A 12,883-nucleotide genomic window follows, 5' to 3' on the forward strand; every position below is an offset into this window, starting at 1 on the left:
CCACGGCGTAGCCCCAATGCACAGGTTCCCGATGGCGCCGAGTCGCATTCCGGTTAACGGTGGATCACGTCGCAACTGCGTCACCTTGAGTCGGCATCCCGTCACTCATCGCAGTCGCGTCGGAAGGAATGTGTTCAGATGCGCTCTGCCCGCACACTGTTCGCTTCGGCCGCGATCACCGCGGTCCTCGCCATCACCACTCCTGCCGCCCATGCCATCACGCTGGCCGATGACTGGGACGGCGGCTCCTCCTCCAGCAGCGACGATCACGGCGGCCGCGGCGACGACCGCGAAGACGACCAGGGCGGTCGCGGCGACGACCGCGGCGACGACCACGGCGGTCGCGGCGACGACCGCGAAGACGACCACGGCGGCAAGGGCCACCACGGCGAGAAGGGCGACCACGGCGAGAAGGGCCATCACGGCGAGAAGGGCCATCACGGCGAGAAGGGCGACCACGGCGAGAAGGGCGACCACGGCGAGAAGGGCGACCACGGCGAGAAGGGCGGCTGGGGCGACAAGGGCGACCACGGCGAGAAGGGCGGCTGGGGCGACAAGGGCCACCACGGCGGCAAGGGCGAAAAGGGCGACAAGCCCCGCGGTGGCGTCCGCACCGGTGGCGGCGCCATGGCCATGACGGTGGCCAAGGAGTGGCAGCCCGGCAACGACTCCGGCAGCGACTCCGGCAGCGACTCCGGCGACTCTTACGGCGACGGCGGCGACGGGGGCGGCTACGGCGGCGGCGACGACGAAGGCGGCTACGGCGGCGGCGACGACGAAGGCGGCTACGGCGGAGGCGACGAGGGCGACAAGGGCGACAAGGACGCCCGGCCCGACCACGGCAAGGGCGGCTGGGGCGACAAGCACGGCGACAAGGGCAAGGGCGACCACGGCCGCAAGGACGACCACGGGCGCAAGGACGACCACGGGCGCAAGGACGACCACGGCGACAAGGGCCACCACGGTAGCAAGGGCGACAAGCCCCGCGGTGGCGTCCACACCGGTGGCGGCGCCATGGCCATGACGGTGGCCAAGGAGTGGCAGCCCGGCAACGACTCCGGCGACAACTCGAAGAAGGGCGGAGACGACCGCGGCGACAAGGGCGGCCGTGGCGGCGACGAAGGCGGCTACGGCGGAGGCGACGACCAAGGCGGCTACGGCGGTGGCGGCGACGAGGGCGGCTACGGCGGCGGCCGTGGCGGCAACGAGGGCGGCTACGGCGGAGGCCGTGGCGGCGACGAGAGCAAGCCCCGCGGTGGCGTCCACGCCGGTGGCGGCGGGACCGCGATGACCGGCGGCGGTCTGGCTGCCGGTTCGGCGCTGCTCATCGGTGGGCTCGGCGTCGGTGCATACAAGGTGCGCCGCCGTCAGGCCACGGGCGGCGCGGTGGCCTGAACGAACTGAACCGCTGTTCTCGCGCAGCTGTCGCGGTCGCCGTCCCCCGGGGCGGCGGTCGCGGCGGCTGCGTTTCCCCGGTTCCGCTGACTGGCCGAGCACCAACTGACCGATGCCACACAGAAGAAGGACAGAAGAAAGGCACGCTTCCATGGCCGCCCCGCAGTCGTCCGATTCCACCCCCTCCCGGCCCGGCTCCCCCGCCATCGGCCGCGCCCTTCTCTGGCCCGCAGCAGCGGCAGGGCTGGGCCTGCTCCTGATCTACAACTCCCTCGGCGTCTCGGACGACAACAAGCCGTTGACCACCCCCGCGGTGCTCGCACCCGCCGTCCCCGGGCCCGGCGTTCCCGCGGCCCCCGCACCCGCCCCCCCAGCCCCAACCACTCCCTCGGCCTCCGCTTCTCTCCAGGGCCTGTCCATGCCCGCTTCCAAGCCCAAGCGGCTCCGGATCCCGACGATCGCCGTCGACGCCCCCTTCACCCCCCTGTCCATCGGCCCGACCGGACAGCTCAACGCACCGCCCCCCAACGACAAGAACCTGGTGGGCTGGTTCAAGGACGGCGCGACGCCCGGTGAGCGCGGCGCGTCCATCGTCGCAGGCCACGTCGACACGACGACCGGCCCGGCGGTGTTCCTGCAGCTCCAGTTCCTGAAACCGGGCGCCACGGTCGACATCACGAGGGCGGACGGCAGCGTCGCCTCGTTCAAGGTCGATTCGGTGGAGACCTTCAGCAAGGCGAACTTCCCCGACAAGCGGGTGTACGCCGACACTCCGTCCGCCCAGCTCCGCCTGATCACGTGCGGCGGCAACTACGACAGGAAGGCCAAGGACTACAAGGACAACGTGGTGGTGTTCGCCCATCTCGACAAGGCGACACGCGCCTGAACCACCTGACCTACGGGACAGCCCTTGGCTGCCCCTCAGCTGACGTTCTCCGTCCGTTCCAACTCCTTGAAGAAGTGATGACGGGTGTGGCCGCCCGGGAGCCCACCGCCGCTACCGGTCTCCAGATAGCCCTGCCGACGGTAGAAACCGGGTGCCTGGAAGGACATCGACGAGACGATCACGGAGGTGCAGCCGCGCGCCAGAGCCTCGTCCTCGGCGGCGCGCACCAGTCGGGCGCCCCACCCCTCGTGACGCCGGTCGGCCCGCACCCACACCTCGGAGATCCCGGCGCACCCGCCCCAGGTCCAGCCGACCAGCCCCGCCACCAGGTCACCCGCCTCGTCGGTGACCCGCACCGAGAGCCCCCGGTCGTCGTGGGCGCCCGTCGCATGGTTGTTGAAGGCCGTCAGCTCTTCGCTCAGCCGGGCGGAGAGCTCCGCGTCCTCCGCACCGACGCGCAGGTTCACGCCCGCGCTGTGTCCCGTCGTCATGAAGCAGGAGTGTGCCAGCTCCGCTGATCCCGCGAAACCGGAATTTCTCCAGGTCAGGGCGGCGCCTAGGCTGCCGCGCCCCCAGAGCCGGCCCTACAGCCAGCCCTTCTCGCTCGCGATCCGCACCGCTTCCGCCCGGTTGCGTGCCGTCGTCTTCTGGATCGCCGTGGACAGGTAGTTGCGGACCGTGCCCTGCGAGAGATGGAGCGCTGTGGCGATCTCCGCGTTGGTGGAGCCGTCGGCCGCCGTGCGCAGCACATCGCGTTCGCGCTCGGTCAGTGGGCTCGCGCCGTCGGCGAGTGCGGCGGCCGCCAGAGTCGGATCGATGACGCGCTCACCGGCGAGCACCTTCCGTACCGCTTCCGCGAGCTGGGACGCCGGGGCGTCCTTCACCAGGAACGCGTCCGCGCCCGACTCCATCGCCCGGCGCAGATAGCCGGGGCGGCCGAAGGTCGTGACGACGACGACCTTCACGGCCGGGAGTTCCCGTCGCAGCACGCCCGCCGCTTCGATGCCGGTCATGCCCGGCATCTCGATGTCGAGGAGGGCGACATCGACGGCATTCTCGCGGGCCGCCGCGAGGACCTCGTCACCACGGGCGACCTGGGCCACCACCTCGATGTCGGGTTCCAGACCGAGCAGCGCCGCGAGGGCCTCGCGCACCATGGACTGGTCCTCGGCGAGGAGGAGTCTGATCATGCTCATTCACCGGATCCTAGGCCGGATCCGAGTGGAACACTGAGGGTGAGGGTGAAGCCTTTACCGGAAACGGAGTCGGTGGCCCGGGTGGTCAGCGTGCCATCGACCGTGGCGAGTCGTTCGCTGATGCCGGTGAGGCCGTTGCCCGCCTTCGTTCCGGAGCCGCCCCGGCCGTCGTCCGCCACCCTGAGTTCGAGTACCCGGCCGCCGAGCGTCTGGCGGGGGGTGAGCGTGACCGCGCAGCGGCGGGCGCCGCTGTGGCGTACGACATTGGTGACGGCTTCCCGCAACGCCCAGGCGAGGACCTCCTCCGGCTTCTCGGGCAACTCGGCGGGGGCGTCCGTCGGGATGTCGGCGACGATGCCCGCGGCGACGAGTGCGGTACGGGCCCCGGCCAGCTCACCGGGGAGCGTGGGCCGCCGGTAGCCGGTGACCGCGCTGCGGACGTCCACCAGTGCCTGGCGGCTGACCTGTTCGATGTCGGCGACCTGGAGCGCGGCCTGCTCGGGGTGGTCGGGGAGCATCCGCCCCGCCAGCTCGCTCTTGAGCGTGATCAGGGAGAGGGAGTGGCCGAGCAGGTCGTGCAGATCGCGGGCGAGCCGCAGCCGCTCCTCGTTGGCGGCGAGCTGGGCGACGGTGGCACGGGCCTCGCGCAGCTCGACCGTCGTACGGATCATCTGCCGTACGCCGGTCATGGCGAACCCGCCGAGCAGGGCGGGGAAGACCAGGGCGGTGATGACCTCGCGCGGGTGGTCGCCGGTCAGGCCGAGACCGACGAGTACGGCGGTGACGACGGGGATCAGCCAGCCGGCGGTCCTCAGGGGGAGGGTGGCCCCGACGGTGACGGAGACGTACACGAAGAGGACCAGCCACGGGGTGCCCAGCGTCAGGGAGAGGGCTGCTGCCAGGGCGCCGAGGAAGGTGATCGCCGCCCCGACCCGGCGGCGGTCCAGCGCCTTCGAGGTGTGACGGAAGACCAGGACCAGGTATGTCCCGACGAAGACCAGCAGGCCGAGAGCTCCCAGCCCGGCGGCCAACGGGGTGTGGTTGCCGTCGATGAGGTCCTTGACCGGGGCGCTCATGAACGCGAGCCAGATGCCGATCCAGAGCAGCTTGACGCCCACCTGACGGCGGTTGGTCGGCGGGCGCCCGATCCCCACGAACGTCTCGTCGTCGTTCACGCCTTCAGGGTGTCCTTCCGGTAGAGCCAGGCCGCGCCGCCCGCGAAGAGCAGGAAGTAGACGCAGAGGATGGCGACGTCCTTGGCGTGCGGCGAGCCGCCCATCTCGACCGCCTGGCCGAGTGAAGCGTACGCGTGGGTCGGCAGCCACTCGGAGATGTTCTGGAGCCACTGCGGGAAGGTCGCACTCGGCATCCACAGGCCGCCGAGGATCGACAGCGCAAAGTAGATGATCATGGTGATCGGGCGGACCGCGTCCCCGCTGGCGACGTAGCCGATGGCGACGCCGAGCGCCGCGAAGACCAGCGATCCGGCCCAGATGACCCCGATCAGCGCGAACCACTGCCAGGTCTCCATCCGTACGTGCTTGACCACGGCGGCGACCAGGAACACGACCACGATGCAGGGCAGGGTGACCATCGCGGCACTGGCGATCTTCGCCAGGACGTAGCCGCGGCTGGGCAGCGGGGTGAGGCGCAGCTGGCGGACCCAGCCCTTCTCGCGCTCCTTGGCGATGCGCTCGCTGTTGCCCATGAGGACGGCGGTCAGAGCGCCGAAGGAGGCCATCGAAACCATGAAGAAGGCCTGCAGGGTCAGGTCGGTGTGCGGGACCTTGTCGGTGGTGTTCCGGGTTCCGGAGATCAGCAGGTAGATCACCGACGGGTAGATGACCGAGAAGAACATGAACTTCTTGTTCCGCAGGGTGCGGGTCACTTCGAGCTTGATGAGTGCCCACGAGAAGAAATTCAGCATGCGGTCCTGGCCTCCTCGGCCTCGGTGATGGCGACGAAGGCCTGCTCCAGGCCGAGTCCTGCGACTTCGAGTTCGCGCGGGTAGAGGCCGAGCGCGTAGACCGCGTGGACGGTCGCGTCGGCGTTGTGCGACTGGATACGGACCCGGTTGCCGCTGATGTCGAGCGTGGAGAGGAACGGCAGGCCGCGCAGGGACGATTCGTCGACCGCGCCCTCGAGTTCGAACGAGATCCGGCGGGCTCCGGCCTTCGCCTTGATCTCGGCAGCGGTGCCGTCGGCGAGGAGCCGCCCCTTGTGGAGGACGAGGACGCGGTCGGCGATCGCATCGGCCTCTTCGAGGTAGTGGGTGGCGAACAGGACGGTACGTCCCTGCTCGGCCTGTTCCCGCATGGTGGCCCAGAACGCCTGGCGGGCGGTGACGTCCATGCCGGTGGTCGGCTCGTCGAGGACGATCAGGTCATTGGCCCCGGCGGTGGCGAGCGCGAACCGTACGCGCTGCTCCTGGCCGCCGGAGAGTTTGTTGACCATCCGGTCGGCGATCGACGCGATGCCCGCACGGGCCAGTACGTCGCCGACCGGGTACGGCCGCGGGTGCAGATCGCAGACGAGCCGGACGATCTCCTCGACGGTGACGTCCTCCATCAGGCCGCCGGTCTGCAGCATCGCGCCGACCCGGCCCTTGGCGATCGCCTCCTGCGGGGAAGCGCCGAAGAGCCGGACCGTGCCGGAGTCCGCGGTGCGCAGGCCGAGGAGCAGGTCGAGAGTGGAGGACTTGCCGGCGCCGTTGGGGCCGAGAAGCGCCACCGTCTCGCCGGGGTGCAGGTCGAGGGTGAGCCCGTCGACGGCGCATACGTCTCCGTACGCCTTGCTGACCTGGTCGAAGCTGACCACTGCGGCGCGCGCGGTGGTGGCTTCGGTGGCTGTCGTTGTCATGCGTCCAGGCTGGCGGAGTGGAGTGGCCGCCCGGCAGGGTCACGGGTCGTGAATCGGGGATGACAGATGTCATGCCCCACGCATGACGCCGCCCCCGGAACAGGGGCGGCGTCATCGGGATCCGTGCTTCGGTGGTGCTATCCGTTGCCGTCGAGGGCGATGGTGGCGGTGCGCTCGGTGGGGGTTTTGCCGAGCAGCGCGGTCTGCATGGCGTGTGCCACGTCGTCCGCACTGAGCTGGTGCTTCTTGCCGTCACCCTTGGTGATCATGATGCCGTCGAAGACGCCGTCGCAGAGGGTGTCGATCGCGGTCTTGTTGTAGACCTCGACCAGCCGGCCGTCGACCGCCTTCATCGAGAGGATCTGCGGCAGCGACTTCGCCGGTCCGAACTGGATCTGCTTGGGCCCTGCCTTGATCGTGATCAGGCCGGACATCGCGGGCTTCGCGAAGTCCTTCATCGCCCGGTCCAGTTCGGCCTGGGCAATGGTGGGCTGGCGGGTGGTGACCGGCAGTTGGACCGTGGCCGCCTTGCCCGTCTGCACCTGGGCGCGGTACGCGTCCCGTACCGAGATCATCGACCTGTTGACGTCCAGCGCCTTGCCCACCTTGCCGGGGACCGCGACGGCCTTGCCCGGCTCGAACTTGATCGTGCCGTCGTTGGCGGAGCCGGACACGCCCGCCAGGTCCGTCAGCGCGACCCCGAGCTTCTCCTCGTCGACCGGGATCACCGGGTCGGCCTTGCGCTCGGCGCCGAAGAGGGAGCCGATCACCGAGACCGGGTTGTAGTCGCTGCCCGCAGCGCCGCGCACGGTCTCCACGCTGTCCAGCGCGAGACCGGCCTTCTCCGGGGCGAGCTTCTCGTTCTTGCCGTCGACGGAGAGCTGGAGGGGGGTCTTGGCGCGCTCGCCGAGAGCCGCGTCCAGCTTGGCGACGGCCTGCTCCTTCGTGCCGCCGCCGATGTCGACGCCGAGGACGGTGGTGCCCTTGGGGACCTCGGAGTGGTTCATCAACAGCCCCGCGCCGTAGGCGACACCGGCCAGGACGACGACGCCCGCGCCGAGCAGGACCGGCTTCGAGCGGCCCTTCTTCTTCGCCGGGGCCGGGGCAGGGCGGGCGGGGGCGGACGCCTGGGCGGCGGGGCCGCCCGGTCCTGCCGGTCCGCTGCCCATCGGGTCGTTCGGGCCTCGGGGCGGCAGGTCGGCGCGCGAACCCGGACCCGCGGGGCCGCCCGCGTTCGGGAACAGGGACGGGGCGGACGGCGAGCGGTGCTCCGGCGGGACGACAGGGATACCGCTGTTGAGCGTCTCCCCCGAGACATGACCGCCGGGGCCGGGCGGTGCGAACTGCGGTGTGAGGACGGCCGTGTCGTCGGACATCCGCGGGGGTACGCCACCGGGGGTGCCGGGAGCGGACGGTCCGCCGGGACGCGCCTGGCCCGCACCCGGACCTGCCGGGCCGGGGCCGAAGCCGTCCGGTCCGCCGAGGCGGGGAGCCAGGGACGAGGTGCCGGTGACCGGGCCGGTCGTCGGGCCGGACGGACCCGGCGTACGCACACCGAGATTCGGCGTGGCACGCGGCCCGCCCGGGACCGCGGAGTCGTCGCCGGGGCGGGGCGCGCCCTGGTCGCCGGTGCGCTGCGGGCCGTCCGAGAAGAACGGCAGATCGGCGCGCGGCGGGGTGGGAGCACCGGATCCGGCACCCCCGTCCGCACCGGCGGATCCGGCAGCGGCGCTGCCGGCCGGCCCGGCCGCGGCGTCGACCACCGACGTGTTCGTCGGTGCCTTGCGCGGGGCGAACCAGTCGCTGCCGCTCTTCTCCCTGGCCGGCTTCTCGGCGCTCGGGTCCGCGGTCGCGGAGCCGTCTCTCGCGTTGGTGGCTTGTCCGCCCGATGCGCCCGGCTTGCCCGATCCGCCCGGCGTACCGCCGGACTCGGGTGCGCCCGGGCGCGGTGTGCTGCCCGTGCGCTCACGCGCGGCGTCCGCGTCGGCATCGCCCATCGGCGTACGCATCACGACCGGCGGGATGGGCCGCGAGCCGGGGATGTTGATCCGGATACGCGTCGTCAGCGTCGTCTCGGTCCTCGGCTCTTCGGACTGAGGTGGATCCGCAGGCTCCGGGGTCTCCTCCGGGGCGTCCTGCGAAGGGTGCAGCGACGGATACTGGCGTGATCCGTACGGCGGCGTACCCGAGGGATACGCGGCTCCCCCGCGCCCCTGGGGGCCGGTGGACGAACTGTCAGTTTCACGACTCAAAGCAGGTTCTCCCGATTGGCTCCGCCGCCCGTACTTCCCCCGTGCCGCAGGCCAGGGGACGGCTCGGCGCGCGAACCACCATACTGGCCGCCACCGACAGACACCCCGCGACCGGGGGAAACGACGGTGCGCCTCCCCGACGGACAGGGGGCATTACGGGATCGGACGTGGCACATTACTTGCCAGGTCGGCCGTTGTCGGCGCCTTGTTGGGGCGACCGCGACATGGTGGCACACATCACAGCGACGGCCATCCCCCCCAGCATGAAGAGGGTGAGCCCCAGTTCGTCGCCGAAGACGTAGTCGCCCTCCGGCCGTCCGCCGAGCAGAACGATGACCGAAATCAGCCAGCCCGCGGCGGGCGCGAGGGCGCCGATCTGGGTCCCGATGAGGATGCGGCCCCCGTAGAACAGTCCGGCGCAGGCCACCAGTGCGAGCAGCAAACCACCCGGGAACCAGGCGGCTTGGACGAACGCTCCCGCGAGCCCGACGAGCGCGCCGAGAACCGCGAGGCCCAGGTAGGCCCCGATACGGCCCGGGTTCAGGGGTGCGGCGAGACCGGTGGGCACGGGCTCCCGGGGCGGAGAGTCGGCTCGGGGTCGGCGCTGCTTGCCGCTGCTCATGACCGTACTCCCGACTCAGCCCCCGGCACGTCCCCCGTACCCGGTACGCCCGTGAAGAGATCGTGCTCCCGTGCACCCGCGGGCGCTCCGGACGTTCCACGCACCAACTCGTAGTACTCGGTGGTGAAGACGGGCTGCCCCAGATCGTTCGAGAGGGCGAAGAACGGGCCGTCCACGGCGATCTGGGTGCGGTGTGCCCGCATCGCCGCCGTCTTGGCCGCCGCGTGGGCGGCACCGTCGATCTCCGCGGTGATCCGGGTGTCGTTCACCACACCCGGTACGTCGTCGATCGCGGCGATCCCCGGGAAGGCGTCGGGGGCCGTCGAGCGCAGCCGCGCGAAGGCCCGCTCGGCGACGGAGCGCGGCACCCGGTTCCAGTAGATCTTGTCGATGGCGTGCGGGGCACCGGGTCCGCTGCGGTACGCGGGGTCGGCTGCCAGGTCCGCGGCACGCATCGCGACGCGGTGCGCCTGGATGTGGTCGGGGTGCCCGTACCCGCCGTCGGGGTCGTAGGTGACGAGGACCTGGGGGCGTACCGAGCGGATCACCTCCACGAGGTACCCGGCGGCCTCGTCCACGTCCGTGTTCCAGAAGGCGCCGGGGCGGTGATTCTGCTCGGCACCCATCATTCCGGAATCGCGGAACCGTCCGGGTCCGCCGAGGAAACGGTGGTCGGTGACCCCGAGCTCCTTCATCGCGGCCTCGAGTTCACCTATGCGGTGGTCACCAAGGGTGTCGTCCCGATCGGCCGCGAGATGGGCGAGTTCGGGCGGGATGACCTCGCCCTCCTCGCCGCGCGTGCAGGTCACCAGCGTGACCCGGGCGCCCTGGGCCGCGTACAGGGCCATGGTGGCGCCGTTGTTGATCGACTCGTCGTCGGGGTGCGCATGCACCAGGAGCAGACGACGGGCGGGAAGGTCCGTCATGGGACCCACCCTACGAGCCGACTGCCCTGGGGGCCGACCACGGCGGGGGCCGGGACCCGTCGCAGCTGCGCGTGCCGGACCCCCCGCGAGCCCGGCATGACCCGAAGGACTGGACCCGGATCAGAACTTGATGTCGCCGATCATGCCGGCCACATTCGTGGTCAGCTCCGAGATGGTCGGTGCGATGGACGAACTCGCGAGATAGAAACCGAGCAGCATGCAGACCACCGCATGTCCGCCCTTCAGTCCGGATTTCCGGATCAGCAGGAAGACGACGATCGCCAGCAGCACTACCGCCGAAATCGAGAGTGCCACGGCGGTTCACCTCCATCAGTACGGTCGGGACGGGCAGCACACATGGAGCCAGCAGGTTCATACCCACCGAGCGCTACGGATCATAACTATCCGTGCCACCGCATTGATCGGGGCACAGCAGCACGAGGGGCGCACGACCGGACGGTCGGGCGCTATGTCCCGTTCCGCGTTTCTCACTCCGATCAGGCCCTAGGGTTCGGGGGTATGACCTCGCAGAAGCTCTCGTTTCCCCGTCAGCACGCCAGAACACAGCGGTTCACCCTCGGCGCCCCGCGGGCGTTCACCGTCTCTCCGGATGGGGAGCGGGTGATCTTCCTGCGGTCGGCCTCCGGCACGGACCGGATCAACCGGCTGTGGGTGCTGGACCTGGCGGACGGTTCCACGCCGAAGGAGCGGCTCGTCGCCGACCCCGCGGCGCTGCTGGGCGGTTCGTCGGAGAAGCTGTCCCCACAGGAGCGGGCGCGGCGCGAGCGGAGCCGCGAGGGGTCTGCGGGGATCGTCGGCTATGCGGTCGACTCCGCGGCCGAGTTGGCGGCGTTCGCGCTCTCCGGGAAGGTGTACGTCGCCGAGTTGCGGGCCGGGACGGCCCGCGCGCTGCCGGTACCGGGCCCGGTGCTTGACCCGCGTCCGTCGCCCGACGGGCGCCATGTCGCGTACGTGTCGAAGGGCGCACTGCGCGTCGTGGGGGCGGAGGGTGACGGGGACCGGGCGCTCGCGGAGCCCGAGGACGCGCACATCTCGTACGGTCTCGCGGAGTTCATCGCGGCCGAGGAGATGCACCGCTCGCGCGGCTTCTGGTGGTCGCCGGAGTCGGACCGGCTGCTGGTCGCAAGAGTCGACGACAGTGCGGTGAAGCGGTGGTGGATCGCCGACCCGGCGCACCCGGACCGCAAGCCCACCGAGGTCGCGTACCCGGCGGCGGGGACGCCCAACGCAGAGGTGCGGCTCCTGGTGACGGACCTGGACGGGGCCCGTACCGAAGTGGTGTGGGACCGGGGCCGGTATCCGTATCTGGCACAGGTGCACTGGTCGTCGGACGGCGCCCCGCTGATCCTGGTGCAGGCCCGTGACCAGCGCAGTCAGCTCTTCCTCGCGGTGGACACGGAGAGCGGTGCGACGCGGACGGTTCACGTCGACGAGGACCCGGTGTGGCTGGACCTGTTCCCCGGGGTGCCGGCGTGGGCGCCGGACGGGCGGCTCGTGCGGATCGTGGACGAGGGCGGGGCTCGGGTCCTCGCGGTCGGCGACCGGCCGCTGACCGGGGCGCAGTTGCAGATCCAGGCAGTCCTGGACATCGGCGAGTCGGACGTCCTGGTGTCGGCTTCGGCAGGCGAGGACGCGGCGGAGCCGGAGATCGGGCAGAGCCATGTCTACCGGGTCAACGAGCTGGGTGTGGAGCGGGTCTCCGAGGGGGCGGGGGTGCACTCCGCGGTCCGGGCGGGCGAGGTGACCGTGCTGGTCTCGGCGTCGCCGGAGCGGCCCGGCACGGAGGTGCGGGTGCTCCGGAGCGGCAAGCAGGTCGCGACGGTCGCGAACCACGCGGAGGAGCCGGTTCTGACGGCCCGGGTGAAGTTCACCGAGGGGGGCGCACAGCGGATTCCGTGCGCCGTGCTGCTCCCCACCGACTATCAGGAATCAGATGGTCCGCTTCCGGTGCTGATGGATCCGTACGGTGGACCGCACGGGCGACGGGTCCTTGCCGCCCACAATCCGCACCTGACGTCGCAGTGGTTCGCCGATCAGGGCTTCGCGGTCGTCGTCGCGGACGGCCGGGGCGCACCGGGGCGCTCACCCGGCTGGGAGAAGGCGGTCAAGAACAATTTCGCCCTCAGCCTCGACGACCAGGTGGACGCGCTGCACGCACTCGCCGAAAGGTTCCCGCTGGATCTCTCCAAGGTGGCGATCCGCGGCTGGTCGTACGGCGGATACCTGGCGGCCATGGCCGCGCTCCGGCGGCCGGACGTCTTCCATGCGGCAGTGGTGGGTGCGCCGGTGACGGATCTGCGGCTGTACGACACGCACTACACCGAGCGCTATCTCGGCGATCCGGTCGAGCAGCCCGAGGTGTACGCGTACAACTCGCTTCTCACCGACGAGGGGCTGTCCGAGGCCGCGGACCAGGTCCGACCGATGATGATCATCCACGGGCTGGCGGACGACAACGTGGTGGTCGCGCACTCGCTGCGACTGTCGTCGGCGCTGCTCTCGGCCGGGCGGCCGCATGAGGTACTGCCGCTGAGCGGGGTCACGCACATGACTCCGCAGGAGCAGGTTGCGGAGAATCTGCTCCTGTTGCAGGTGGACTTCCTGAAGCGGGCGCTGGGGCTGGACAGGGCCTAGTGCCCCTCCCGGCACGCTTTGTCCCGTCGCACCGCCCGGCACGCCCGGTCGCGGCACTGGTCGGGCGCTCCGTCCTCGGTCTCCCCCGGGCC

At 71.0% G+C, this 12,883-nt stretch carries 12 protein-coding genes; 3 read left to right on the forward strand and 9 right to left on the reverse strand.

What is annotated here, in order from left to right; all coding sequences use genetic code 11:
- Positions 1-138: 138 nt before the first annotated feature.
- Entirely contained in the window at positions 139-1,395 is a 1,257-nt protein-coding gene (locus OG395_RS22145; protein ID WP_327244509.1) for a hypothetical protein, read from the forward strand.
- Between the two features lie 151 nt (positions 1,396-1,546).
- Complete coding sequence (locus OG395_RS22150) at positions 1,547-2,281, forward strand: class F sortase (protein WP_327244510.1); 735 nt, start codon at positions 1,547-1,549, stop codon at positions 2,279-2,281.
- A 35-nt stretch (positions 2,282-2,316) separates the two neighbouring features.
- Here OG395_RS22150 and OG395_RS22155 read toward each other — a convergent pair whose 3' ends face one another.
- The 9 genes from OG395_RS22155 to OG395_RS22195 all read right to left on the reverse strand — a co-directional run bounded on the left by OG395_RS22155 (position 2,317) and on the right by OG395_RS22195 (position 10,451).
- A complete protein-coding gene (locus OG395_RS22155) occupies positions 2,317-2,772 on the reverse strand; it encodes a GNAT family N-acetyltransferase (protein WP_327244511.1) in 456 nt (151 codons plus the stop codon).
- A 93-nt stretch (positions 2,773-2,865) separates the two neighbouring features.
- Positions 2,866-3,477, reverse strand: coding sequence for a response regulator transcription factor (locus OG395_RS22160; protein ID WP_266981860.1), 612 nt, complete (start codon positions 3,475-3,477; stop codon positions 2,866-2,868).
- Positions 3,474-4,652, reverse strand: a complete 1,179-nt coding sequence (locus OG395_RS22165; RefSeq protein WP_327244512.1) for a sensor histidine kinase — start codon at positions 4,650-4,652, stop codon at positions 3,474-3,476. The genes OG395_RS22160 and OG395_RS22165 overlap by 4 nt, the downstream gene beginning before the upstream one ends.
- Positions 4,649-5,404: an ABC transporter permease gene (locus OG395_RS22170; RefSeq protein ID WP_327244513.1), complete on the reverse strand. Its 756-nt coding sequence runs from the start codon at positions 5,402-5,404 to the stop codon at positions 4,649-4,651. Before OG395_RS22170 ends, OG395_RS22165 begins: the two co-directional genes overlap by 4 nt.
- The gene (locus OG395_RS22175) at positions 5,398-6,336 is read right to left on the reverse strand and encodes an ABC transporter ATP-binding protein (RefSeq protein ID WP_327244514.1); all 939 of its coding nucleotides are present in this window, start codon (positions 6,334-6,336) and stop codon (positions 5,398-5,400) included. The genes OG395_RS22170 and OG395_RS22175 overlap by 7 nt, the downstream gene beginning before the upstream one ends.
- 137 nt (positions 6,337-6,473) lie before the next feature.
- Complete coding sequence (locus OG395_RS22180) at positions 6,474-8,588, reverse strand: hypothetical protein (RefSeq protein ID WP_327244515.1); 2,115 nt, start codon at positions 8,586-8,588, stop codon at positions 6,474-6,476.
- 175 nt (positions 8,589-8,763) lie between these two features.
- The gene (locus OG395_RS22185; protein ID WP_327244516.1) at positions 8,764-9,210 is read right to left on the reverse strand and encodes a DUF6113 family protein; all 447 of its coding nucleotides are present in this window, start codon (positions 9,208-9,210) and stop codon (positions 8,764-8,766) included.
- Entirely contained in the window at positions 9,207-10,136 is a 930-nt protein-coding gene (gene mshB / locus OG395_RS22190; RefSeq protein WP_327244517.1) for an N-acetyl-1-D-myo-inositol-2-amino-2-deoxy-alpha-D-glucopyranoside deacetylase, read from the reverse strand. Before mshB ends, OG395_RS22185 begins: the two co-directional genes overlap by 4 nt.
- Before the next feature lie 120 nt (positions 10,137-10,256).
- On the reverse strand, positions 10,257-10,451 hold the full coding sequence (locus OG395_RS22195) for a hypothetical protein (protein WP_266981873.1): 195 nt from the start codon (positions 10,449-10,451) through the stop codon (positions 10,257-10,259).
- 204 nt (positions 10,452-10,655) lie between these two features.
- Between OG395_RS22195 and OG395_RS22200 the strand changes: the two genes are divergently transcribed.
- Positions 10,656-12,791, forward strand: coding sequence for an alpha/beta fold hydrolase (locus OG395_RS22200; RefSeq protein WP_327244518.1), 2,136 nt, complete (start codon positions 10,656-10,658; stop codon positions 12,789-12,791).
- Positions 12,792-12,883 lie beyond the last annotated feature (92 nt).

The sequence above is a fragment of the Streptomyces sp. NBC_01320 genome (assembly GCF_035974375.1).
Classification (GTDB): Bacteria; Actinomycetota; Actinomycetes; order Streptomycetales; family Streptomycetaceae; genus Streptomyces; species Streptomyces yanii.